Source organism: Acinetobacter sp. RUH 2624 (assembly GCF_000162375.2).
Lineage (GTDB): Bacteria > Pseudomonadota > Gammaproteobacteria > Pseudomonadales > Moraxellaceae > Acinetobacter > Acinetobacter nosocomialis.
On record NZ_KI391939.1, the window covers coordinates 1800553 to 1823718 of the forward strand.

The window sequence follows — 23166 nt, forward strand, 5'->3', positions numbered from 1 at the left end:
AGGAATTAATAAAAAGGATTCTTTGTTGAATGGTCGGGCCGGATTTCTGGTTCTTCCGACTCGTCCATTGGTTTTGGAGAAGTGCGAGATACACCGCCTCCAGATGTTATCTGATGAAAAGCCTCACTTGCTGCCCCTTTAGAAAGCTCCGTGGCTAAAGGTGCGTAAGGCAATAAAAACTGGATAAATTTGGATTGCTTCCAATGAGGTGAACTTTCTACCCAAGGACCAACACCTTGCATAGTAATAAGAACAACCAATAAACCCTTCAACGAACCAAAAGCACCACCTGCTAAACGATTTAATGGCCCCAATTTTAAACTTTTCAAGAGGCCATTTAAAAATGCGGTGACGATCCAAGTTAAAACAATAATAATGAGTGCAATAAATGCAAAAGCTGCAATCTTTTGAACCACCGGATCCTGGCTTAAACCCGACATTGACGGAGCTAGAAGAACAGCATATTTTGCACCCATAATTAATGCAAAAATCCATCCTACCAAGTTCGCAAAGGCTTTTATAAATCCTTGTCGCAAACCGTTTAGCCCCCCAATGAGCAAAAGTATTAGAATGATGATATCAATAGTGTTCATGTTCAATTAGGTCATAGCTTCAACACATTGCTTTACAAGCGTTGGTCCTGTGTAGATTAGACCACTATAAATTTGAACAAGTGTTGCTCCAGCTTGTTGTTTCGCTAAAGCTTGCTCACCAGACAAAATACCACCCACACCGATTAAAGGAATTTGTCCTTTCAATGATTGAGCAAATAAACGTAAACACTCTGTACTTTTTTCAAATACAGGTGCGCCTGACAAACCGCCTGACTCATTACCGTAAGGCAGGTTTTCCACCCCTTCTCTCGACAAAGTGGTATTGGTCACAATAAGACCATCAATTTTAAAATCTAATAATTGAGCAGAGATAAACTCAACATCTTCAGCTGTTAAATCCGGAGCAACTTTAAGTACTAGAGGAACATAATGGTTATATTGCTCAGCCAACTCAAGTTGACGCGCTTTTAAGGTTTGCAGTAATTCAGTTAACGCATCACCACTTTGTAAACTACGTAAGTTTTTAGTATTCGGTGATGAAATATTGACAGTAATATATGAAGCGTAATTATAAACTTTCTCAAGACAAATTAAGTAATCATCAACTGCTTTTTCTACAGGCGTATCGGCATTTTTACCAATATTGATTCCTAAAATGCCTCTAAACTTTGATGCTTTAACATTTTCAATAAGTTTATCAACACCATCATTATTAAAACCCATACGGTTAATAATGGCTTTAGCTTCAGGAATACGAAATAAACGTGGTTTTGGATTACCCGATTGCGGGCGAGGTGTAATTGTACCAATTTCAATGAAACCGAAACCTAATCCAGCTAATGCATCAATATGAGCACCATTTTTATCTAGACCTGCTGCCAAACCTACCGGATTAGGAAACTCGATTCCCATACATGTAGTAGGTTTCGCTTCTACGGCCTGACGCATCATGCCTAGCTTATGCGCTTTATCAAGCATGGATAATGTTAATTCATGGGCACGCTCTGGTGCTAAACTAAACAACATCGGGCGAGCAAGTGAATATAACATACCAATCACAGTCTACTGATTTTAGGTACGCATATTATAGGCACAGGCAGCACAAAACACCATGCTTGACATAAGCATATTTTGATATGTTATTGAACTGTCGCTGTTAATTTAATCTGACCTTCGCTTGAAACCATTTCCATCTTTTGAATACTAAGACCCATCTGTGCAAGTTGTGTTAAAAAGTTAGCTAAAATTGCATAATTCTGATGCGTTACAACAATTTGTAACTGCTCTCCATTTTGCTGAGAAGTCACAGTTAAACCTTGCTGTTGAGCCACCCTTTGTATTTTTCCAGACTTATCAAGTTCAAGCTCATTTGCAGGCTTCATAGTAACTGCATTACTTTGCATCCACACCATCAGATCTTTTAAATCATTTAAGCGTTTTTGCTGTTGTTCTGCCAAGGAATGCATTTTCCAAAGTGAAGACCCAACAATAGCCACTACCACAAAAATTGTAGTAAAGACCACCATAACGCGTTCACGGACAGTTAAACGATCTAGGTATTGAACAACTTTTTCAATCCACTGATCAAAACGATTCTGCAATTGAGCTAACATTTTCATTATTGTATTTTCACCACCCCAATTGCCCCACCACCATTTGCTTGGACATTACCTAGCTCAGCTTTAAATCCTTGCTGATTTAATTGTTGTGTCAAAGCTTGTAAATCATCTGCCGATTTTGCTTTTAATGCCATCGTTAAAATTGAAGCATCATAATTAAGTTGCTGAGCCAAAATCTGTCTTTGCATTAAAATAGGTCCAACACGGCTTAACAAAGAAAGTGCTTGTGTATCACCTTGCTGACTCATTCTTAAATGACTTTCAAATTGACCTTTTATATTTTGTTCAGTCACACGACTAGATGGTCCAAACCAGTATTTATATTGTTCAATTGTCTGGTCAGCAGTTAGATTTGCTACTTTTTTCAATTTGACCCAACGCAATAAATCATAGCTAAACTGCACTACAATAATTGCTAAAATAACGGCAGCACATGCCTTCCAATAACCAGAAAAAGTACGCTCCTGGCCTTTTGATTTTGGTAAAACATTGAAAGGATGCTGCTTAGTTTTATCTAATAGCTGAAATTGATAAACGAACTCAGAACGTTGTTCTGCACTTGAAGCGGCCTCTAAACTTTCCAGTTGCCCTGATGTTAAACCACTATATTGATAATGTTTTTCAGCTGACTGAAATTCTAAAAAAAGCCCCAAATCATCAATTGAATTACCCAACCATTTATTTTCACGCACCAAAAGTTGGTGATTAATATTACACAGAATAACTTGCTCGGTTTGCGGCTCTGGCAATATTAGAAAATCTGGTAGCAAGGAAACAAGTTTGGTTGGCAACAAAGCCAAAGAATGTTGCCATGTCTCGACCATCCCTTGAGCGACACCCAAGACAGTTAACTGATCGGCATGAAAATGGTGAACCACTTTCATATGATCAATCGGTAAAGTCACAAACTCTTCTAGTAGATATTTAACCCCATCAGCCCCCAGTTGTTTATAGTGGGACTTCGCCATAGTTTGCTGAAGCATTTGTGCATGACGACTCGGAAAAAAAACCGTAGCTTCTTTTCCCTGATGTATTTGCAAGTCTTGTATTAATTGATCGAGACTCGCAGCCTGCAACCAGCTCTCTCCGTTAGACCAATGCCATATTCCATTGGTTTCAGGCATCCATATATACAGCATGTTGGCGAAATAACCTTTTTAATTATATTGTGGGTATAAAACTATTTTTTTGTGTTGATAAACCATTCGCAATAACAGCTTGATCATAAATTCTAGCTTCAGCAAGCGCAAATGGATTGAAATTTTCATGAGTAAGTAACTCTGCAATATGACCTATTACATTCATATGGCAAACCACTACAATCGACTCATAAGGAATTTGAGACAACCATTCAACTGCTTCTTTTGCATCATCATCTGGCTTAATTTTGTCGCATAAAAGCACTGGCACATCTTTAAAATAAGTCTGGATATGCGCCAATGTTTCCTGAGCACGCAACAAAGGACTAACAACAAAAATATCCGGTTTTACAATGTCTTTTAAAAATGTTGCTGTTTGCTCAGCCTGTGCATGTCCACGCGCAGTAAGGGGACGTTTAATATCATTACCATTAACTGGCGGAGCAGCTTCCCCATGACGAACTAATGTCAGTTGCATAAAATTTCCTTGTTAATAATTCTGCATTATAACCACAATTTATGACATTTATTCGTCAGACTTCATGATGAGGTAAAACAAACTCCACATCACTACGATGACCATTTTTCATAAGAGAAAGTGCAATATTTAATGGTGGAGCACCTTCAAAAATGACTTCATATAAAGCATTGGTAATTGGCATATATACATCTAGTTCTTGTGCTTTACCACGCACTTGGACAATTGTATTAATACCTTCAGCAGTTTGCCCCAATTCTTTACTTGCTTGATCAAGTGTCTTGCCAGAACCTAGCGCATATCCGATTTGATAATTACGGCTCAATGGACTATTACATGTCGCAAATAAATCACCCACACCAGACAAACCTAAAAATGTAAGCGGGTTTGCGCCCTGCTTTACCGCGAAACGACTCATTTCAGCCAAAGCACGCGTTAAAATCATACTTTTGGTATTTTCACCAATTTTATATGCAGCCCCAATTCCCATCGCGACTGCATAAATATTCTTAAGTGCACCGCCCAACTCAACTCCATGCACATCATCGCTACCAAAAACACGGAATAACGCACTATGAAGCGCATGCTGCACGGCATAACGGACGAGTTCAGAATCACTAGCAATCACTGTACCAGATGGCATACCTGCCATAATTTCTTTGGCAAGGTTTGGACCTGACAATACACCATAGGGAACTTCTGGTAGTTCTTCACGAATAATATCGCTCATAAAACTAAATGTTTTAGCTTCAACACCTTTGGTTAAGGAAACAACCGCTTGTGCAGTAATATAAGGAGCAATTTGTTTTAAGACATCGCGGAAAGAATGGCTAGGAATTGCAACTAAAATAATATCTCGGTCACATACCGCTTGCTCAAGATCAGACACAGCACGTAGTGAAGATTCTAAAGTAAAGTCTGGTAAATAACGTTTATTAATATGGGTTTTATTAATTTCTTCTGCTGTTTCAGCATCACGAATCCAGATCATGGTATCGCAGCCATTACGAGCAGCTAAATTCGCCATGGCTGTACCAAAGCTACCGCCCCCTAAAACGGTAATACGTAGTGCCGTTTTTTTATCGACCGCAACAGGTTCCACCAAATCTGTAAACTTAAATTCAGCCATGCTTTATTATCCTATTTCTTACTTTTACAGACGCTTAAGCCTGCCAAACTTTTACGAATTCTTTACTTTCAATATCTGCACGCGGTGCAATTGCTTTAGCTGCTGTGCCAACGTAAATAATACCTGAAATTAAATCATGCGGTTGCAGACCTAAATGCTGTTTTAACCAAGTTGATTCAACAACAGCACCACTACGCCACATAGTTGAAAACCCCTGAGCTTGCAAAGACAACAAAAGATTTTGTACTGCCGCACCAGTACTTAAGATTTGCTCAAAATGTGGCACTTTTGGATGATCTTGTAACTGTGTAAGAGCTAAAATCAGTAGCGGAGCGCGAAAAGGATGTTGCTTAACACGTTCCAGCTGAGCGGGGTCAGATTCTCCTAAATCTACCAATGCTTTTGCTAGAACCTCACCAAAAGCAGCACGTTGTTCACCAGAAATAACGACAAAGCGTGTTGGCTTAAGCCTATGATGATCTGGAGCAGTTAAAGCAGCCTGAAAAGCCAACTCTAATTGATCTGAGTTTGGAGCTGGCTCAATTAATTGGCCAATAGACTGACGCTGATGAATATTTTGGTGAATTATTTGTATTGCTGAATCCGTCATTAATATTGATCTAACTCAAAAATTCGAAATAGATTAGCATAATCTACCGTTAATCCACCATGGAATCTAGCCTATAAACTTAGTGAACTTATAGTTTGACATTTTTTAATACAAAACTTCAAAACTCATACAACGTATTCAAAATCAAATAGAAAACTTATGTTCAAATAGCTATGTCTTTTAGCGATTAACTTAGGTGAATCATGAAAAAAATAATTTTAGCGAGCGCAATGAGCGGCGTTGTTCTATTACTTGGTGCTTGTGCTACCACTCCTAAAAATACTTTAGCAATTCAAAAAGAAAATAATCAGTTTGAAGTGACTGGTATCGGCAAAACTAATTTAATTGCAAAGAATAATGCAGTTACTGCCGCTCAGAAAACGTGCTCTAAGAATACAACTCCTGTTATTGTTGATGAAAAAACCACTTATCATGGTGTATTAAAAGATGTAGTAAGTGAAAAGACGGGTCAAATGGTAGAAGCCGCTGCAGGTGTTATTGGTACTTTAACTGGTAAAAATGCGTCTTTAGCAAAAGATGACGACTATCAAACAACGCTTACATTCTATTGTAAAATTAATTAATTGAAAAAAATCCCAATCAATTGATTGGGATTTTTTTTATTAGCAATACCCGTCTAATCGGGTAAGTGGTAGTTTTTTACCAATTGCTTTTTCAATTTCTGGTAAATAGAAAGCATCATCTTCAGACAAGAAACTAATACTTACTCCTTGTGCACCTGCACGACCTGTACGCCCAATACGGTGAACATAGTCATCAGACTGCTCAGGTAAAGTGAAGTTGATAACATGCGATACGCCATCTACATGAATACCACGACCTGCAACATCCGTTGCAATCATGATGTTATGCTTCCCTTGCTTAAACTGCTCTAGCATTTTCAAACGTTTATCTTGAGCAATCTCACCAGATAGCATTCCTACTTTATATCCATCTTTTTTCAAATGGTCATAAAGACGGCGCACTTGATCACGGCGGTTGGCAAAGATCATGACTTTATCAATTGGTTCTTCACGTAAAATATCTTGTAAAAGACGATATTTATCTTGTTTAGCTACAACATAAACACGTTGTTCTACATCGTTATTGGTCTTTTGTTCAGGCTCAATTTCAACTGTTACAGGCTCAAACAACCACTGTCTTGCTAAATTTAAGACGTCGTAACTAAAAGTCGCCGAGAACATCAGGGTTTGACGTTGTTCCTTACGTGGTGAATAACGAACAATACGTTTTACCGAAGGAATAAAGCCCATATCTAATAAACGGTCAGCTTCATCAATTACCAAAAATTCAATTTGATCGAGCCAGACTTCTTTTTGTTCTACAAAATCGATTAACCGTCCTGGTGTAGCAACCATGATATCGACAAAATTAGCATCAAGTTGTTTCTTCTGCTTATCAAAATCAACACCACCCAATAGGGTCACTAAATGTAAATTAGAGAATTTTGTGAGAAACTTTGCATCGCTTTCAATTTGCAAGGCCAACTCACGAGTAGGTGCCAAGATTAAAGCACGAGGTTCGCCACGGAAACGTTGTTCTTTAACCGGATTATTGAGTAAATCATTAATTACACTAATCAGAAAGGCAGCTGTCTTACCTGTTCCTGTCTGTGCTCGCCCAATTGCATCGTGCCCGGCTAATGTATATTTTAAAACCTTTTGCTGAATTGGGGTCATTTGAGTAAACCCTAAAGCATCAATCGCCTTTTTAAGTTGCGGATGTAAATTCAAGGTTTCAAAACCAGATGTCATAAATACGCGCTCTAACAAACAATCTCTCGAATGAGAAGATCATTATAAACAAAAACGCCCCAATTCAAAAATTGGAGCGTCCATGATTCATCAAAAAGATGAATTAGTCTTAGTCTAAAGGCTGAACGTTTTCAGCTTGAAAACCTTTTTGACCTTGTACAACGCTAAATTCTACACGTTGACCGTCACGTAGAGAACGGTGACCGTCACCTACGATTGCACGGAAGTGAACGAATACATCGTCGCCGCCGTTACGTTGAATAAAACCAAAGCCTTTAGTGTCATTAAACCACTTTACTACGCCTTGTTCACGAGCTGTCATAAGTCAATCCTCAGATGATGAAAAAAGGACCTTCCGGTGTTGCAAACAGCAGAGCAAACAAGGTTTTAAAATTTTTATAATCTTAAAGCTTGTAATCATTCTGTAAAACTATCAACAATTTCCGGTTACATCCATTTGTTATAGGTTATTAAAACAATTTAACTGTGTGGTAATTCCTAAAACGGTTCGAGCTTAACACGGGTTTATGACAATTAATAGAATTTTTTTCAAATATTTCCCCTATTTTTAGCTCTTTTTTTAAACAGCTTATTACAATAATTTTTATGTATTCCTTTAGCTCTTAATTTTTATAAAACACCTAGAGTTCGTAAAAAAATTTGTTAAAATATTTTTTTTAGTTGTTTTTAAAATGAATGAGCACTACTTCTTCTGCTGTAGCACCTATTGAAATTAATGCCCTTGGTCAACCATGTCCAATGCCTTTATTAATGTTAAAACGTGAACTTAAGAAAGTATCAGGAAAGCAGCTATTTTTATTGAAATCATCTGACCCGCATAGTGAAATTGATGTAACGCGTTACTGCACTTTACATCATTTTATGTGTCAAACCATGCAGATTTCAGAAAGAGAATTTCACTATTTAATTGAAACTCAATGATTCTTTGTTAAAATCTAAGATTAGAAACTGCATAAAATTTTACATTTTTCTACCCAATTTTCCTTAATTATGAAGCCAATTCAAATTAAGATGAATTTATTGGTTAATCCATCCTATCCTATAAGGAGAACTCATGAGTGACAGCAGCAATCAATTGATGCCCCTGTCATTGTCTGCGCCCGGTGTAAACCTTGGTGCATATATCAGTACTGTCAATCAGATTCCTATTTTAACGGCCGAGCAAGAAAAAGAACTTGCTGAACGTTATTATTATGACCAAGATCTTGATGCCGCAAAAATGCTGGTAATGTCGCATTTACGTTTTGTCGTTCATATTGCGCGCAGCTATGCAGGTTATGGCCTCCCTCAAGGCGACCTTATTCAAGAAGGTAACTTAGGCTTAATGAAAGCCGTAAAACGTTTTGACCCAAACATGGGCGTACGTCTCGTATCTTTTGCCGTCCACTGGATTAAGGCAGAGATTCATGAATACGTTATTCGTAACTGGCGTATTGTAAAAATTGCAACAACTAAAGCTCAACGTAAACTTTTCTTCAACTTACGTAGTTTGAAAAAATCGAGTAAAAAATTAACACTCGAAGAAGCCCAATCTATTGCTAACGACTTAAATGTAACTCCAGAACAAGTTTTGGAAATGGAAGGTCGTTTAACTGCTTATGATGCTGCTTTTGAAGCGCAAGGCGATGATGACGACGATACTCCACATACAGCACCTGCGTTGTATCTTGAAGATAACCGTTACGACCCTGCTCGTTTAGTTGAAAATGAAGACTGGGAAGAGCAAAGTACATCTGCTTTACATGATGCAATGGACCAGTTAGATGATCGTTCGCGTAATATTTTGCAGCGCCGTTGGTTAGATGACGATAAATCTACCCTACATGAGCTTGCTGCTGAATATAATGTATCAGCAGAACGTATTCGTCAGCTTGAAAAAAATGCGATGGAAAAAATTAAAGTCGCTATGTCAGCAAGCTAAAGTAAATAAAAAATAAGAGGGCGGTCAGCCCTTTTGTTTTATCTGGCTATGTTTAGCCAACCTATTCTATGGTAACGTTGCCTTTCATTATTCAGTTGCGTTTTTTGTTATGTGGATTGCCATTTCAGCCCTTAATCTTGCTTTTGCAGTCATGTTGGGTGCTTTTGGAGCACATGGTCTTAAAGCTCACGCGAGCCCTGAACAAATTGCTTGGTGGCAGACTGCAACCGACTACTTTTTTTATCATGCACTTGGGCTATTAGCCCTTGGTATTCTAAGTAAGGTTCTTCCCCATTTCCCAATCAAGTTATCTTTCTTGCTTATTCAGATTGGCATTCTGTTCTTTTGTGGTTCGCTTTATATCATGGCATTAGGTTTACCACGCATATTAGGTGCAATTACGCCAATCGGTGGAGCCTTAATGATTGCTGGATGGCTAGTTTTGGCTTGGAATGCTTTCAAATACGCAAAATAATCGGAATGTGATCATGCAAATTTATTTAAATGGCGAATTAACGGACACGCCTAGCCAAAACCTTTTGCAACTCATTCAGGAGTTGGCACTTGAAGGAAAACGTTTTGCTGTTGAACACAATCAGCAAATCGTACCTAAAAGCAAATTAGAGCAAATTACGATTGCTCAACATGACCGTATCGAAATTATTCACGCTGTTGGCGGCGGCTAAGTCGGAGTTATCCATGCAAGACACCCCTCTCATTATTGGTTCACGTTCTTTTCAATCTCGTTTATTGGTAGGAACTGGCAAATATAAAGACTTAAATGAAACGGATTTAGCTATTCAAGCCAGTGGTGCTGAAATCGTAACTGTCGCAATCCGCCGCGTGAATATTGGACAAAATCCAGATCAACCGAATTTACTTTCAGTCATCCCACCAGAAAAATATACAATTTTGCCAAATACCGCAGGTTGTTTTGATGCTGACAGCGCAGTACGCACATGCATGTTAGCCCGTGAATTACTCGATGGTCATAACCTAGTAAAGCTTGAAGTGTTGGGTGATGAAAAAACCTTATATCCAAATGTAACCGAGACCTTAAAAGCTGCTCGCACTTTAATTGATGACGGTTTTGAGATTATGGTCTACACCTCGGATGACCCAATCATTGCGCAAGAACTTGAAAGTATGGGTTGTGTTGCAATTATGCCTTTAGGTAGTTTGATTGGTTCAGGTTTAGGTATTTTAAACCCGCACACCATTTCAATTATTAAAGAAAATGCGAAAGTACCAGTTTTAGTAGATGCAGGTGTTGGTACAGCAAGTGATGCAGCTATTGCGATGGAACTTGGTTGTGATGGCGTGCTGATGAATACTGCCATTGCAGCTGCGCAAAATCCTATTTTAATGGCTTCTGCAATGAAGAAAGCTGTTGAAGCTGGACGTGAAGCATTTTTAGCTGGACGTATGCCACGTAAACGCATGGCAAATGCTAGTTCACCTGAGACTGGTTATTTCTTTAAGTAATCATTAATTTTGCCTAAATTTTAAAGCACGATAACAAAAGCTATCGTGCCAAGTGGCATGGATGCCACTGTTGAACAGGGGCCACATGGATGTGCCCTCTGTTCAACAAAGGTTTTTGTTACTTTTGACCTTTCAAAAGTAAAGCATAGCCAATATAGAGCTTAATAAATTAAACATGAGACCAAAGGTCGCATATCACGTAAAATTATTAATTTAATTAAGCCACTTGCTCATCGCGCTTAAATACCAACTCTTTTGCAGATGAGTTATCAGCATCAAAGTAGTAACCCTCAGTATTAAACGCTTTGATATCTTCAGCTTTATTTAATTGGTTTTCAACAATAAAACGAGCCATTAAACCGCGTGCTTTTTTCGCATAGAAACTAATGACTTTATATTTGCCATTTTTCTGGTCAAGGAAAACAGGCTTCACAATATCAGCCTTAATTTTCTTTTCATTGACAGACTTGTAATATTCATCCGAAGCTAGATTTACCAGCAATTCAGATTTAATTGCTGCCAAGTCTTCATTAATTTGGTTAGTGATGATATCACCCCAAAATTCATACAAATTATGACCACGCGTATTTTTTAATTTAGTGCCCATCTCAAGACGATAAGGCATCATTAAATCTAAGGGACGCAATAAACCATATAAACCAGAGAGCATACGCAAATGCTGCTGTGCAAAATCAATATCTTTGTCTTTTAAATGATAAGCATCTAAACCCGTGTAGACATCCCCTTTAAACGCATAAATAGCTTGGCGAGCATTTGAGAAATTAAATTCGGGAGTCCAGTCTCTAAAACGATCAGCATTCAATGCAGCAATTTTTTCACTGACATTCATTAAACTCGCAATTTCCGAAGCGGAAAGTTTGCGGCAAACATCAATTAATTGTGCTGAGTTTTCTAATAAGCGAGGCTGAGTAAACACATCTGTAGGTAACGCTGTTTCATAATCTAAAGTTTTTGCAGGAGAAATTAAAGCAAGCATAGACAACCTGAAAAAATTATTCTTAATACCAACTATAACAGTAGATATTTTTTAATGCTAACTCGTGTTTTCAATGACGACTATCGGTAAAATAGGAATACGTATTGTTATTTATCGATTCTTATATGTCTGAGCAAATTTTCATTCAGGGTCCAGTAGGTAAAATTGAACTTTTTGTAGACCGCCCTGAAGGTGAAATCAAAGGCTTTGCGGTTGTTTGCCATCCGCACCCATTGCAAGGTGGAACTCCTCAACATAAAGTCCCTGCTCTTTTAACCCAAATCTTTAATGAATATGGTTGTATTGTTTACCGTCCTAGTTTCCGTGGTTTAGGTGGCAGTGAAGGTGTTCATGATGAAGGCCATGGCGAAACCGAAGATATTTTAGCTGTGATTGAACACGTTCGTAAGCTTCATGAAGGCTTACCATTCTATGCAGGCGGTTTTAGCTTCGGCTCACATGTTTTGGCAAAATGTCATGCGCAGCTTAGCCCTGAATTACAGCCTGTACAATTAATTTTGTGTGGTTTACCAACAGCTACTGTTGTGGGATTACGTCACTATAAAACCCCTGAAATTCAAGGTGATATTCTACTCATTCATGGTGAGCAAGATGATATTACTTTACTTTCAGATGCAATTGCATGGGCAAAACCGCAGAAGCATCCAATTACGATTTTACCGGGCGCTAACCACTTCTTTACAGGTTATTTAAAACAGCTTCGTCAAATCATTACACGCTTTATTATCATGAAATAAAGTGTATTTGATGGGCATAACTTGAGAGTATGCCCATCATTTTCAAGTATGTCCTTATTGAAAATTATTCCAACTTAACCCAGAACGTGCCAAATATTTTTTACTCGGTCGCTATCATTTACTATAATTTTTATAAAATTCTAATAAGTGTCTATAATATAAATTACGCATTTGATTAAAAAATTCCAAGAATATGCTTCATTTTACCTTTTTAGGCACATCATCAGGTGTACCCACACTTTCCCGTAATGTTTCAGGATTAGCGGTTCGTAACAGCAAAAATAAGGACTGGATTTTAGTTGATGCCGGCGAAGGTACACAGCACCGCATTCAACAAGCTAAACTTTCCTTGCAAAACCTAGTTGCCATTTGTATTACACATGTTCACGGCGATCATTGTTATGGTCTAGTTGGTTTATTGGCAAGTGCGGGAATGAATGCTCGTAGCAAACCCTTAATCGTGATTGCTCCGAAAGAAATTCAGCAATGGTTTGAGATCACGGCCCAACTCACAGACTTACACTTACCCTATTCACTGCAATTTATTGATGTGAATGATGCAATACAGCCACAACAGATCACTGATGAATTTATTGTTCAAGCACATCCTCTAAGCCATCGTGTTCCAAGTTTTGCTTTTAGTATTTATATCAAATCTATTCAGAAGAAGTTAGATATCCAAGCTCTCACACAGCTAGGCGTGCCTCAAGGCGATATGTGGGGCCATTTAAAACGTGGCTACAATATTGAATTTGAGGGACAAACTTTAAAAGCTCAAGACTTTATCAAAATTCAAAATCAACAAGTTCATGCAATTATAGGTGGTGATAATGACCAACCAGAACTATTAGCCGACGCTTGCAAAGATGCCCAACTCCTTATTCACGAATCAACATACTTGCAAACGGTTTTAGATAAAATCGGCAAAGGTCCAATGCATAGCTCAGCAAAAATGGTGGCTGAATTTGCAGAACAGCAATCTTTGGGTAATTTAATTCTGACGCATTTTAGTCCTAGACATCAGGATAAATCTGGCCAGCAAGCTATTTCCGAAGAAGTTCGCCAGTTTTATAAAGGTCATTTTTATTTAGCAAATGATTTTGATGAATTTACTTTAAATGAAACAGGACAACTTTTAAAAATCGAGTAAAAAATTATATTTATTGAGAGATCGAATTAACTACACATCATTTCCATGTAAAAGTTTAAGAAGCTCATAACTGAGCTTCTTATTTCTTAAAAAATTACTCTACAGATGCCAAAGCGGTTACCAGTAGCTTCCAGCATTTCTCTACAGTATCTACTTTTACTCGTTCGCCTGGTGCATGTGCACCTTGAATATCAGGCCCAAACGAAACCATCTGTAAATGTGGATAATGCTCGGCAATAATTCCACACTCCAAGCCTGCATGAATCACTTTAAGATTTGGCTCAATATTAAATGCATTTTGATAGGCTTGTTGCAAACACTTTAAAGCCGCCGAGTCAGGATTTGGTGTCCAACCTGAAACTAATGGTGTGAGTATAGAGGCGATATTAAATTGACGAAAATGCGCCTGAATTTTTTCTGCAAAATCTTGAGCTTCTTGGTTCACCATTGAGCGAACCATTAAAACAGCTTTTCCGCCTTCTCTATTTAGTCTCACCACTCCAATGTTATTTGAAGTTTCAACCACATCTGGGAGAGCTTGACTCATACTTGCAACGCCATAAGGACTTGTTGCTAAAGCTTGTAACCACTCGTTTTGCTGTTGTTGAGCAATCACTTCAGTCACTTCAGCACTATTAGGCTGAATTGTTAATTGCAGATTGTCATCAACACCTTGTAGCTGTTTTTTCCATGCTGTTTGATATTCATCGAGTAATTTTTCTAATTCAGGCAATTGGTTAGATGAAATTGCAATAGTCGCTACAGCTTCTCTCGGTAAAGCATTACGGGCCGTACCACCTGTAAACTCAACAAGATGCCCACCAAGTGAGCCTAAATATTGATTTAAAAAACGAGCCAAAATAACATTTGCATTGCCGCGTCCTAAATGGATATCTATGCCAGAGTGTCCGCCTTTAAGACGAGCCACCTGAATATTCACAATATTTAAATCTTTAGAAATTGGTTCATAGCTAAGCGGTTGCTCTACCTCAATATCAATACTACCAGCACACCCTAGATACAACTCACCCCATTCTTCTGTATCAATATTAAATAACCATTTTCCTTTTAATATACCGGCTTCTAAAAGTCGAGCACCGCTCATACCTGCTTCTTCATCGACTGTTAAAAGAACTTCTATTGGTCCATGAGCAATATCATTTGAATCTAAAACAGCTAAAGCCAAAGCCACCCCTATGCCATTATCAGCACCTAAAGTAGTGTCTTTGGCAATTAACCAGCCATCTTCGAGGACTGGACAAATCGGGTCTTTAAAGAAATCATGTACCGTGCCAGTGTTAGCTTGTGTGACCATATCTAAGTGGCCTTGAAGAATAACGCCAGATACATGTTCTTTACCCGTAGTTGCATCCTTTCGGATAATTAAATTACCAACTTCATCTACGTAAGTTTCTAAATTCCGACTTTCGGCCCAGTTTTTTAGATACTCACGAAGCTGTTGTTCATGCTTTGAGGGACGCGGAATCGTACAAAGTGTTTGAAAATGCTGCCAAACAATTTGAGGAGATAAGTTTGAAAAATCAAATGGCACCATATATTTATACTCTCAAAAATATTCTTAATAAACTTAGGTTTATTCAAAGATAAGAATTTATCAGCGCAGTTTTAGCCTTTATTAAAATCGACGCTGATAAATTAAAAATGACTCTAAATGTAGAATAGATTAGATATAAAAATCAAAGTTAAATTTCACGAACCAAACGGAAACCCCACATGATTGAACGGGCTTGTGAAGTTACATAAGCATTACGATAGGCAGTTCGTACGTTATAAGTGTTATATATCCATGCTCCCCCACGTAAAACTGGGAAGTTACACTGCCCATTATTTTCCTCACCCCAACGACGATTTACACTAGGAGCATTTTCATAATTTGCATGCCAGCAATCATCGACCCATTCTCGGGCATTGGCACTCATATCATATAAACCGAAATTGTTTGGTAAAAACTTCCCTACTGGTGAAGTAAAAGGATAACCATCTGTGCAATTAAATAAACTCCAACCATTAGTTTGTGGTAGTGCTCCAACTGTTGTTGGATCTAATACATTTGCATATTTACAAGCTTGGTCAAGATTAAGGTCATCCCCCCAATAATAGGCTGTTGTCGTTCCAGCACGAGCCGCATACTCCCACTCAACCTCTGTTGGTAAACGGTAAGTCTGGCCCGTTTTTTTAGATAACCATTTCGCGAATGCTCTTCCATCTTCACGGCGTACACATACAACAGGATCCTGAGGTGTCTGATTCATACCCGAATTATTTGGATTTAAATCATCTCGATACCACATATTGAAAACACCATTTCGCGTTTCCCAATTACGGCACCCCTCGACCTCCCAGCCAGTTTCCTTTTGGAAAGCCTGAAACTCAGCAATTGTTGTTTCATAAGTTGACATTGCGAATGGTTTTTCAACTTGTACTAAATTTTGAGGTAATTCATATGGCCGAGATTGAGCCGGTACATTTTGTTGCTCTTGCTCATTTATATTTCCGCCCATTAAAAAACTACCAGCTGGAATAACCGTCATTTCTGGACAAAAACTATCTGAACAATCTTTAAATTTAGATTTTGCTGCCGTTAATTGATTAACATTGATATTGGTTAATGAAGCTAATTTAATTTCAGGATTCATATTAGGAGGGTTATTTATTTGACGAATTAATAAATTAATTGTTCCTTTCCACTCACTTAACATTTCTCTAAGCATAGCAGGTCGTTCAATACTTACGCCTGTTCCATCATAGTCTGGAGCATTACATCTCGCTCTTAATACAGTCGACTCATCAGTAAGCTGAGCTAGTTTCGGAATAATTTGATTATCAAGAAAAACTCCTAAATTATTTGAACTCGCGATATTGGCTCTTAGTTCTGCCGTTGATTTTTGAGCTACTGTCGCCTCACCGATAACTTTAGAATAGACACTATCACATTGATTTTCTTGCCATACCAAAGTTTGTTTAAGATTTTCCAAGGAAGTAATAGTTTCTTCTAGCAACTTCTGATTCTTCGAATTTATGGTTGTATCTTTATCATCATTATTACAAGCTGATAATAAGGAGATAATCAATATACCAAAGCCTTTTGAATAATTACTGGAAATTATATTCATGTTAATTCTCTGTAAAATAATATAAATAAAAAGAGGAAATTGATTAGTTGTTTGTTAAATAGCATTTTTAAATTAATAGAAATTTAGATCAAAATTCAAACAATATTATTTTTTTGTTTGTTAATTTTTATTAAATAATGTCACTACAAAAATAAAAAATTCTTATCAATATTAATAAATCAAAAGGGTGAACAAATATGTTCACCCTCTCTTCACAAAATATGCTTAATTGGTCAAGACTTCCAAACAAATTCGGAGAAACTCTGATCGGCTTTCAAACTATTTTCAACAGCCTGCGCAAGCTGACGAATAATGCTTTGTGTTTCGATTTTCTCAAACCAGTCTTGTTCTTCATCTGGATTGGCAAAGATTTCACACATTAAATGCCCATCGTGGTCCGTTTTCTGGCAAGTAATAGACAACGGCAAAAGATGATTATCAATACTCACTTCTACTTTTTCATGCTCATGTACAATATGCTGTGCATCGAAACCATAATGTCCCAATTGTTTAAATAATAAGGCCGCTACATATTCTTGAGTGATATGGCATTCATTTGGTGGATGATCAAGCACCCCATGTTCTGGGCAACTGGCAATAAATTGTAATTTTTTCATCCTTTGTCCTAACACTATTATCATTATCTGCACTTAGCATAAGCAATAAACAAACAGCAGCCAAGCCTTTAGCTCGCTGCTGCCGTTGCTATTGTGTTAGCAATTATAAAATGTATGAGGTCAAAAGTTATTGGCTAACTTCAATCGTTAAACCTGCACGATTCGCCAACTCAGTAAATGTTGGGAAACTTGTAGCAACAGTTTCAGTACCATGAATTGTAATCGGACCAGAAGTACGAAGACCTGCCATACTAAAACTCATAGCAATACGATGGTCATGGTGCGATTCGATTTCACCGCCAGCAAAGATTGGTGACCAATCGCCAGATTTGCCTTTTCCTTCGATAATGATGCCATCTTCAGTTGGTGTGCAGTCAATACCCATGATTTTTAAACCATCTGCCATAACTTGAATACGGTCAGATTCTTTCACACGAAGCTCTGCCGCACCTGTGAGTACTGTTTGCCCTTCAGCACAAGCCGCTGCAATAAATAATGCTGGGAATTCATCAATTGCCAAAGGTACTTGATCTTCAGGCATATGAATACCTTTAAGGGTACGCGAACCTTTAATATGAATATCAGCAATAGGTTCGCCACCAGCAATACGTTCATTTTCAACAGTCAGGTCAGCACCCATCTGTTTTAAAATTTCAATTACACCTGTACGTGTTGGGTTAATGCCTACCGCTTCAAGTACAACGTCTGCACCCTCAGTAATTGCAGCACCCACCATAAAGAAAGCAGCAGATGAAATATCAGATGGTACTTGAATATTAGTACCTACTAATTTTCCACCACCAACGAGTGAGATTTTATTACCTTCAGTTTTAACATCATAGCCAAATGCACGAAGCATACGCTCTGTATGATCACGTGTTGGTTCCGGCTCAGTTACCGAAGTTTCACCTTCAGCCCATAAACCAGCAAGTAAAATACCAGACTTCACTTGAGCAGATGCCATAGGTAAATCGTATTGAATACCTTTTAATTGCTGACCACCAGTAATACTTACAGGTGGTGTACCTTTCTCGCCTGTTGTTTGAATTTGCGCACCCATTAAACGTAAGGGTTTAGCAATACGCTCCATTGGACGTTTAGAAAGTGACGCATCACCTGTCATAACAGAATCAAACTTTTGGGCAGAAAGCATACCTGAAAGCAAACGCATGCTTGTTCCAGAGTTACCCATATACAATGCACTTGCTGGTGCTTTTAAGCCATACATACCCACGCCATGAATGATCACTTCACCATTTTTAGGGCCTTCAATGCTTACACCCATATCACGAAAAGCTTGTAAAGTTGCTAAAGCATCTTCACCTTCAAGGAAGCCAGTTACATGCGTAGTGCCTTCTGCAATAGCACCAAACATAATGGAGCGATGTGACACAGATTTGTCACCCGGTACGGTAAATTTACCTTTAAAAGTCTTATTTCCCGGTAAGATACTGAATTGCTGTGTCACCTTATTTTTCTCCATTAAAGGTTTTTTGGCTAACATATGATTGAAATGTTGACGTGCTGCCTGAGCATGGCCGAGTAAACCCATTAATGCATGAGAATCTTCGTTTTCAATCAATTTTCTAAGTACGGTAAGTTGCTTTTCGAAGCCATCTACAGCATTTAAGATAGCGGTTTTATTGGCAAAGAAAATGTCATGCCACATTTGAGGATCACTTGCTGCAATTCGTGAAAAGTCACGGAAGCCACCAGCCGCATAACGGAAAATATCCAAGTTATCTTCACGGTTTGCAAGTTGCTCGACTAGATTAAATGCCATTAAATGCGGTAAATGGCTCGTATGTGCCAAAACCTCATCATGTTTAGCAACATCCATACATATCACTTCAGCTTTAGCAGCTGACCAAAGTTGAATTAGTTTCTCAACAGCCCATTCTGCACTTGTTGGTAACGGCGTTAAAATCACTTTATGATTTGCAAAGAGATCGACTTTACCTGCATGAACACCCGTGTGTTCACTACCTGCAATAGGATGCCCGGGTACAAAACCCGTTGGTAAATCTTCACCAAATACAGCTTTTGCTGCATCAACCACATTACCTTTTGTACTTCCCACATCGGTCAAAATTGTGGTTTCTGACAAATAAGGTTTAATTTGCTCAAGCACTTTTTGTGTAGCACGTACAGGTAAGGCTAAAACAATTAAATCCGCCCCTCTCACGGCCTCTACAGGATCGGAAAATCCTTCTTGTATTAAACCAAGTAATTTTGCATCTTCTAAAGTTTTCTGTGAGCGTGTAGATGCCACAATAGTTGTCGCCAACTTTTCTGCAACAATAACGCGAGCCAAACTCGACCCAATGAGTCCTAAACCAATAAATGCAACTTTTTTAAATAGGGGTTGTGACATAACTTCAACTTTGCTTTTGCTCAAAGTTATTTAAATCTTTGAGCAATTTGTTTTTTAAGCTTAATGACATATTCCTTTGGATATATGTCATTATTCCAACGTAAGTAATTAAAGAACAGCAGCAGGATAAGAACCTAAAATACGAAGCTCTTTTACCATTGGACGGATATCATTGATTGCAGCAGCAACGTTTTCTTGATCAATATGACCTTCTAAATCGATAAAGAATACATATGCCCATTTTTCAGGTAATGCTGGACGGGTCTCAATACTCGTTAAGCTAATATTATGTTTTGCAAACGGCGCTAAAATTTCTAATAAAGCACCTGCACGATCATGTGCTGAAATTAATAACGATGTTTTGTCATTGCCACTTTGTGGAATTTTTTCACGGCCAATCACTAAGAAACGAGTGGTATTTTCCGGATTATCTTCAATATTGCTATGCAAGATTTCAAGATTATACATACCTGCTGCAATATCAGATGCAATTGCTGCTGAGTGCCATTCGTTGCGAATACGGCGTGCAGCTTCTGCATTTGAGTTTAAGGCAACACGTTCAACACCTGGATAATGCGCGTCTAACCATTGACGGCATTGCGCCAAAGTTTGTTGGTGCGCATAAATCTGTTTAATGCTGTCTTTACGCGTATTTTCAGAAACTAGGAATTGATGATGAATACGCAATTCAACTTCACCAATCACATTTAAATTCGATGTTTTAAAGCAATCTAGTGTGTGGTTCACAATACCTTCAGATGAGTTTTCAACTGGAACTACACCATAATGTGCACTACCCGCTTCTACTTCACGGAACACTTCATCAATAGTTGGTAATGGACGTACAACTGCATCTTTACCAAAATGTTTAAGCACAGCAGATTGCGTAAAAGTACCTTCAGGTCCTAAGAATGCAATGCTTTGCGGAGCTTCTAAAGCAAGGCAAGCAGACATAATTTCACGGAACAGACGCGCCATGGTTACATCAGATAAAGGTCCCTGATTGCGTTCCATAACTTTGCGTAATACTTGTGCTTCACGTTCAGGACGATAAAACAAAGGATTCTCTTCGGAAGCAAATTTAGCTTTAGCAACAGCTTCAGCAAGGCTTGCGCGGCGATTTAATAACTCTTGAATCTGTTGATCTACGCTATCAATATCTTCGCGAATTTGTTCTAAACTAAGAGAAGTCGTTTTGTTTTGATCATCGTTGATCATTGGAATGCAGCCTCAGAAAAATCATCTTTTAAACGAGAGTATAACAATAGTCGGCTTTGATTTGTTAGGCAATATCGGTGTACCGGCTTTTTTCGTTAATCACTCTCAAACCTGTCAATAAGATTACTTTATTTGATAATGATTTTCATTTATTATTTTACTTATAACATTTTCTTAACTTTATTATGCTTAAACCATTTTTCTTTTTATCTTGTAGTTTTCTCTTGGGCACTTTAATAAGTATGCCTGTTTTGGCTCAACCTTCAATAAAAGATCAATCAAAAATCGTTTTTCAAAATAATCAGGCACAATTTCAAATCAAATCTAAAAATACAGGTCATGAATATCTAATTCAAATTTATAAACCGCCTGTGGCCCCGCCCCAACATGGTTACCCTGTACTTTATATATTAGATGGAAATGCAACTTTCCCTAGTGCTGCCAATATTGCTCAGTCAATTGGAGCAGGTTCGACTAAATTAGGTTTAGATCCGCTCATGATTGTAGCTGTTGGTTATCCACATCAAAAAAACTTTGATGTGCAAAAGCGTGCTTATGATTACACACCAGAACCTTCTGCCCAATTTCAAGCACACGGTAAATATAAATATGGTGGTGCTGATCAGTTCATTGCCTTTTTAAATAACGAACTCAAACCTGAAATTGCAAATCAGTTTCCAGTTAACAGCCAGCAACAAAGCCTCTATGGGCACTCTTTTGGAGGCTTGTTTGTACTTTATCATTTTTTTCAAAAGCCAAATGCATTTCAGCGTTACTTCGCTGCAAGTCCTTCTTTGTGGTTTGATCAAGGCATGTTATTTCAACAGTTAGAACATTGGCAAAGTCAAAAACCAAATCATTTCCCTTTACTCATGACCACAGTCGGTACACATGAACAAGGTGGCCCTCTTACTCAACTGAATAATACGCTTAATGAAGCAGACTTTTTTAAAGCTTTAGAAAATAAACGTTCAAACGAATTTAGTTATTGGCATTTTTATAACCCTGCCGAACAACACATTACAAATTTATATGCGAGCTTACCTAAAGCACTTATGTTTGCTTCTTGTCAAAATTTAGAAAGCTGTAAATCTTTATTTGATGGACCATTACATCAGCCAGCCAAGTAAAAACATAATTACATTTAAAGCTGATTATTTCGTTGTTCTTAAAGATAGCCCTCTTAATGCATGGATTGGTTATACTGACCCAATATGTCATAACAACAGTAAAATAGAATGAATAAAATTATTGTTTTAAGCCTATTGGGTTTTACAACTTTTAGTTTAACGGCTTGCGGCGGTTGTCCAATAATTGCAGGTTGCAATGGTACTGATAATTCTCCGTACTATATGACGACTGTCAGTAATCAAATTCGTGGTATTCCAATCCCACCTCAAACCAAGCTGACCTATCAATCGCAAAATTTCAGACAGAAATTTGAGCAAACACATGCTTTAAAAGAAAAAAATTTATCAGGCATTGCATTACCAGAAAATACAGCAATCATTTGGGGAGGTATGCCAGTAGATATTTTTATACAATTTTCTAATCCCGAAATGAAAGGCTTCTCGGTCTATCCAGCACGAGGATTTAAAACAGAATTATCAAATGAGTTTTTACATTTATGGAAAAGCTGTGAAAGTGATTTAGACATTAACTTAAAGAATCCAAATGACTGGTCATTTAATCCTGAAAATATGGAAATAACGGGTTGTGGCATCAATCAAAAACGTAGCAAATATACCGAAGACTCTTTTCGTCAAGATGAAGCAGATGCATTTTTAATAAAGATCAATCAGGCCTTACACAAGTTACCCAAGCAACAAGACTTTCCTGTCATTTATCGAACTAACAAATAGTTAATATAAAAAAGCCTACTCAAAGGTAGGCTTTTTTTAAAACTATTTAATTAGGCTTTACCAATTAAGCCACGCGCTACGATTTCTTTCATAATTTCATTTGTACCACCGTAAATACGCTGAATACGAGCATCTACAAAGAAACGTGAAATTGGATATTCAGTCATATAACCATAACCACCAAAAAGTTGCAGCAAGTTGTCAGCTACTTTCATTTGCATATCTGTACGGCTTTGTTGCACAAAGCTATTCTTGAAGGCTTCTTCAGTAATATAATTTCCAGATGAAGAAGCCTACACCTAAAATCTATCGTACAACCAATTGG

General features: G+C 37.8%; 25 protein-coding genes and 1 pseudogene. 10 read left to right on the forward strand and 16 right to left on the reverse strand.

The features are described from left to right. Positions 1-5: 5 nt before the first annotated feature. The 7 genes from HMPREF0014_RS15165 to HMPREF0014_RS15195 form a co-directional block, all read right to left on the reverse strand. A complete protein-coding gene (locus HMPREF0014_RS15165) occupies positions 6-593 on the reverse strand; it encodes a CvpA family protein (RefSeq protein ID WP_002049156.1) in 588 nt (195 codons plus the stop codon). Positions 594-599: 6 nt separating this feature from the next. Further along, positions 600-1604 (reverse strand): quinone-dependent dihydroorotate dehydrogenase, encoded by a 1005-nt coding sequence (locus HMPREF0014_RS15170; RefSeq protein WP_004707879.1) that lies wholly within the window; start codon positions 1602-1604, stop codon positions 600-602. Positions 1605-1693: 89 nt separating this feature from the next. Further along, a complete protein-coding gene (gspM, locus tag HMPREF0014_RS15175; protein WP_004707877.1) occupies positions 1694-2173 on the reverse strand; it encodes a type II secretion system protein GspM in 480 nt (159 codons plus the stop codon). Beyond that, positions 2173-3312 (reverse strand): type II secretion system protein GspL, encoded by a 1140-nt coding sequence (gene gspL / locus HMPREF0014_RS15180; protein ID WP_004886277.1) that lies wholly within the window; start codon positions 3310-3312, stop codon positions 2173-2175. The genes gspM and gspL overlap by 1 nt, the downstream gene beginning before the upstream one ends. A 22-nt stretch (positions 3313-3334) precedes the next feature. Further along, a complete protein-coding gene (locus HMPREF0014_RS15185) occupies positions 3335-3790 on the reverse strand; it encodes a phosphoglycerate mutase family protein (RefSeq protein WP_002049122.1) in 456 nt (151 codons plus the stop codon). Positions 3791-3845: 55 nt separating this feature from the next. Continuing rightward, entirely contained in the window at positions 3846-4919 is a 1074-nt protein-coding gene (locus tag HMPREF0014_RS15190) for an NAD(P)H-dependent glycerol-3-phosphate dehydrogenase (protein WP_002049214.1), read from the reverse strand. A 34-nt stretch (positions 4920-4953) separates the two neighbouring features. Further along, a complete protein-coding gene (locus tag HMPREF0014_RS15195; RefSeq protein WP_004886275.1) occupies positions 4954-5529 on the reverse strand; it encodes a nitroreductase in 576 nt (191 codons plus the stop codon). A gap of 203 nt (positions 5530-5732) precedes the next feature. Here HMPREF0014_RS15195 and HMPREF0014_RS15200 point away from each other — a divergent pair, with 203 nt between their 5' ends. Continuing rightward, positions 5733-6113, forward strand: a complete 381-nt coding sequence (locus HMPREF0014_RS15200; protein ID WP_002049100.1) for a hypothetical protein — start codon at positions 5733-5735, stop codon at positions 6111-6113. 39 nt (positions 6114-6152) lie between these two features. Here the strand turns inward: HMPREF0014_RS15200 and rhlB are convergent, their stop codons facing one another. Next, complete coding sequence (gene rhlB, locus HMPREF0014_RS15205) at positions 6153-7304, reverse strand: ATP-dependent RNA helicase RhlB (protein ID WP_004886271.1); 1152 nt, start codon at positions 7302-7304, stop codon at positions 6153-6155. Between the two features lie 109 nt (positions 7305-7413). After that, positions 7414-7626 (reverse strand): cold-shock protein, encoded by a 213-nt coding sequence (locus tag HMPREF0014_RS15210; protein WP_000126912.1) that lies wholly within the window; start codon positions 7624-7626, stop codon positions 7414-7416. Positions 7627-8000: 374 nt separating this feature from the next. Between HMPREF0014_RS15210 and HMPREF0014_RS15215 the strand changes: the two genes are divergently transcribed. The 5 genes from HMPREF0014_RS15215 to HMPREF0014_RS15235 all read left to right on the forward strand — a co-directional run bounded on the left by HMPREF0014_RS15215 (position 8001) and on the right by HMPREF0014_RS15235 (position 10731). Beyond that, a complete protein-coding gene (locus HMPREF0014_RS15215; RefSeq protein ID WP_004886267.1) occupies positions 8001-8246 on the forward strand; it encodes a sulfurtransferase TusA family protein in 246 nt (81 codons plus the stop codon). A gap of 133 nt (positions 8247-8379) precedes the next feature. After that, complete coding sequence (gene rpoH, locus HMPREF0014_RS15220; protein ID WP_002049311.1) at positions 8380-9246, forward strand: RNA polymerase sigma factor RpoH; 867 nt, start codon at positions 8380-8382, stop codon at positions 9244-9246. Positions 9247-9355: 109 nt separating this feature from the next. Continuing rightward, positions 9356-9721: a DUF423 domain-containing protein gene (locus tag HMPREF0014_RS15225; protein ID WP_002049118.1), complete on the forward strand. Its 366-nt coding sequence runs from the start codon at positions 9356-9358 to the stop codon at positions 9719-9721. A 13-nt stretch (positions 9722-9734) separates the two neighbouring features. Beyond that, positions 9735-9932 (forward strand): sulfur carrier protein ThiS, encoded by a 198-nt coding sequence (gene thiS, locus HMPREF0014_RS15230; protein WP_001167820.1) that lies wholly within the window; start codon positions 9735-9737, stop codon positions 9930-9932. Between the two features lie 13 nt (positions 9933-9945). Continuing rightward, complete coding sequence (locus tag HMPREF0014_RS15235; protein ID WP_001154366.1) at positions 9946-10731, forward strand: thiazole synthase; 786 nt, start codon at positions 9946-9948, stop codon at positions 10729-10731. Positions 10732-10948: 217 nt separating this feature from the next. Here HMPREF0014_RS15235 and yaaA read toward each other — a convergent pair whose 3' ends face one another. Continuing rightward, positions 10949-11728, reverse strand: coding sequence for a peroxide stress protein YaaA (yaaA, locus tag HMPREF0014_RS15240; RefSeq protein ID WP_004886263.1), 780 nt, complete (start codon positions 11726-11728; stop codon positions 10949-10951). 125 nt (positions 11729-11853) lie between these two features. Between yaaA and HMPREF0014_RS15245 the strand changes: the two genes are divergently transcribed. Then, complete coding sequence (locus tag HMPREF0014_RS15245) at positions 11854-12486, forward strand: hydrolase (protein ID WP_016805219.1); 633 nt, start codon at positions 11854-11856, stop codon at positions 12484-12486. 193 nt (positions 12487-12679) lie between these two features. Then, a complete protein-coding gene (locus HMPREF0014_RS15250; protein ID WP_002049170.1) occupies positions 12680-13636 on the forward strand; it encodes a ribonuclease Z in 957 nt (318 codons plus the stop codon). 94 nt (positions 13637-13730) lie between these two features. Here the strand turns inward: HMPREF0014_RS15250 and HMPREF0014_RS15255 are convergent, their stop codons facing one another. The 5 genes from HMPREF0014_RS15255 to pheA all read right to left on the reverse strand — a co-directional run bounded on the left by HMPREF0014_RS15255 (position 13731) and on the right by pheA (position 20979). Further along, positions 13731-15191 carry an aminoacyl-histidine dipeptidase gene (locus HMPREF0014_RS15255; protein WP_006581093.1) on the reverse strand — a complete coding sequence of 487 codons (1461 nt, stop codon included), beginning with the start codon at positions 15189-15191 and terminating at the stop codon, positions 13731-13733. 148 nt (positions 15192-15339) lie between these two features. Then, entirely contained in the window at positions 15340-16770 is a 1431-nt protein-coding gene (locus HMPREF0014_RS15260) for a formylglycine-generating enzyme family protein (RefSeq protein WP_004886254.1), read from the reverse strand. A gap of 233 nt (positions 16771-17003) precedes the next feature. Further along, on the reverse strand, positions 17004-17387 hold the full coding sequence (locus HMPREF0014_RS15265; protein WP_004886252.1) for a hypothetical protein: 384 nt from the start codon (positions 17385-17387) through the stop codon (positions 17004-17006). A 127-nt stretch (positions 17388-17514) separates the two neighbouring features. Beyond that, complete coding sequence (locus HMPREF0014_RS15270) at positions 17515-19761, reverse strand: bifunctional prephenate dehydrogenase/3-phosphoshikimate 1-carboxyvinyltransferase (protein ID WP_004886249.1); 2247 nt, start codon at positions 19759-19761, stop codon at positions 17515-17517. A gap of 108 nt (positions 19762-19869) precedes the next feature. Then, complete coding sequence (gene pheA, locus HMPREF0014_RS15275; protein WP_002049199.1) at positions 19870-20979, reverse strand: prephenate dehydratase; 1110 nt, start codon at positions 20977-20979, stop codon at positions 19870-19872. Between the two features lie 185 nt (positions 20980-21164). Here pheA and HMPREF0014_RS15280 point away from each other — a divergent pair, with 185 nt between their 5' ends. After that, complete coding sequence (locus tag HMPREF0014_RS15280) at positions 21165-22109, forward strand: alpha/beta hydrolase-fold protein (RefSeq protein WP_004886246.1); 945 nt, start codon at positions 21165-21167, stop codon at positions 22107-22109. 108 nt (positions 22110-22217) lie between these two features. Then, positions 22218-22841 (forward strand): hypothetical protein, encoded by a 624-nt coding sequence (locus HMPREF0014_RS15285; protein ID WP_004886243.1) that lies wholly within the window; start codon positions 22218-22220, stop codon positions 22839-22841. A gap of 50 nt (positions 22842-22891) precedes the next feature. Here HMPREF0014_RS15285 and HMPREF0014_RS15290 read toward each other — a convergent pair. After that, a pseudogene (locus HMPREF0014_RS15290) lies at positions 22892-23068 on the reverse strand (acyl-CoA dehydrogenase family protein); the annotation flags it as partial. Positions 23069-23166 lie beyond the last annotated feature (98 nt).

Excerpts from the sequence above, each read along its gene's own strand:
- HMPREF0014_RS15185 (WP_002049122.1), bottom strand. The coding sequence starts at position 3,790 with ATGCAACTGACATTAGTTCGTCATGGGGAAGCTGCTCCGCCAGTTAAT.
- HMPREF0014_RS15210 (WP_000126912.1), bottom strand. The coding sequence starts at position 7,626 with ATGACAGCTCGTGAACAAGGCGTAGTAAAGTGGTTTAATGACACTAAA.
- HMPREF0014_RS15255 (WP_006581093.1), bottom strand. The coding sequence starts at position 15,191 with ATGGTGCCATTTGATTTTTCAAACTTATCTCCTCAAATTGTTTGGCAG.
- HMPREF0014_RS15195 (WP_004886275.1), bottom strand. The coding sequence starts at position 5,529 with ATGACGGATTCAGCAATACAAATAATTCACCAAAATATTCATCAGCGT.
- yaaA (WP_004886263.1), bottom strand. The coding sequence starts at position 11,728 with ATGCTTGCTTTAATTTCTCCTGCAAAAACTTTAGATTATGAAACAGCG.
- HMPREF0014_RS15285 (WP_004886243.1), top strand. The coding sequence starts at position 22,218 with ATGAATAAAATTATTGTTTTAAGCCTATTGGGTTTTACAACTTTTAGT.
- HMPREF0014_RS15280 (WP_004886246.1), top strand. The coding sequence starts at position 21,165 with ATGCTTAAACCATTTTTCTTTTTATCTTGTAGTTTTCTCTTGGGCACT.
- HMPREF0014_RS15215 (WP_004886267.1), top strand. The coding sequence starts at position 8,001 with ATGAGCACTACTTCTTCTGCTGTAGCACCTATTGAAATTAATGCCCTT.
- HMPREF0014_RS15170 (WP_004707879.1), bottom strand. The coding sequence starts at position 1,604 with ATGTTATATTCACTTGCTCGCCCGATGTTGTTTAGTTTAGCACCAGAG.
- HMPREF0014_RS15270 (WP_004886249.1), bottom strand. The coding sequence starts at position 19,761 with ATGTCACAACCCCTATTTAAAAAAGTTGCATTTATTGGTTTAGGACTC.
- HMPREF0014_RS15235 (WP_001154366.1), top strand. The coding sequence starts at position 9,946 with ATGCAAGACACCCCTCTCATTATTGGTTCACGTTCTTTTCAATCTCGT.
- HMPREF0014_RS15260 (WP_004886254.1), bottom strand. The coding sequence starts at position 16,770 with ATGAATATAATTTCCAGTAATTATTCAAAAGGCTTTGGTATATTGATT.
- HMPREF0014_RS15245 (WP_016805219.1), top strand. The coding sequence starts at position 11,854 with ATGTCTGAGCAAATTTTCATTCAGGGTCCAGTAGGTAAAATTGAACTT.
- pheA (WP_002049199.1), bottom strand. The coding sequence starts at position 20,979 with ATGATCAACGATGATCAAAACAAAACGACTTCTCTTAGTTTAGAACAA.
- HMPREF0014_RS15225 (WP_002049118.1), top strand. The coding sequence starts at position 9,356 with ATGTGGATTGCCATTTCAGCCCTTAATCTTGCTTTTGCAGTCATGTTG.
- HMPREF0014_RS15265 (WP_004886252.1), bottom strand. The coding sequence starts at position 17,387 with ATGAAAAAATTACAATTTATTGCCAGTTGCCCAGAACATGGGGTGCTT.
- HMPREF0014_RS15200 (WP_002049100.1), top strand. The coding sequence starts at position 5,733 with ATGAAAAAAATAATTTTAGCGAGCGCAATGAGCGGCGTTGTTCTATTA.
- rhlB (WP_004886271.1), bottom strand. The coding sequence starts at position 7,304 with ATGACATCTGGTTTTGAAACCTTGAATTTACATCCGCAACTTAAAAAG.
- gspL (WP_004886277.1), bottom strand. The coding sequence starts at position 3,312 with ATGCTGTATATATGGATGCCTGAAACCAATGGAATATGGCATTGGTCT.
- thiS (WP_001167820.1), top strand. The coding sequence starts at position 9,735 with ATGCAAATTTATTTAAATGGCGAATTAACGGACACGCCTAGCCAAAAC.
- HMPREF0014_RS15165 (WP_002049156.1), bottom strand. The coding sequence starts at position 593 with ATGAACACTATTGATATCATCATTCTAATACTTTTGCTCATTGGGGGG.
- HMPREF0014_RS15250 (WP_002049170.1), top strand. The coding sequence starts at position 12,680 with ATGCTTCATTTTACCTTTTTAGGCACATCATCAGGTGTACCCACACTT.
- rpoH (WP_002049311.1), top strand. The coding sequence starts at position 8,380 with ATGAGTGACAGCAGCAATCAATTGATGCCCCTGTCATTGTCTGCGCCC.
- gspM (WP_004707877.1), bottom strand. The coding sequence starts at position 2,173 with ATGAAAATGTTAGCTCAATTGCAGAATCGTTTTGATCAGTGGATTGAA.
- HMPREF0014_RS15190 (WP_002049214.1), bottom strand. The coding sequence starts at position 4,919 with ATGGCTGAATTTAAGTTTACAGATTTGGTGGAACCTGTTGCGGTCGAT.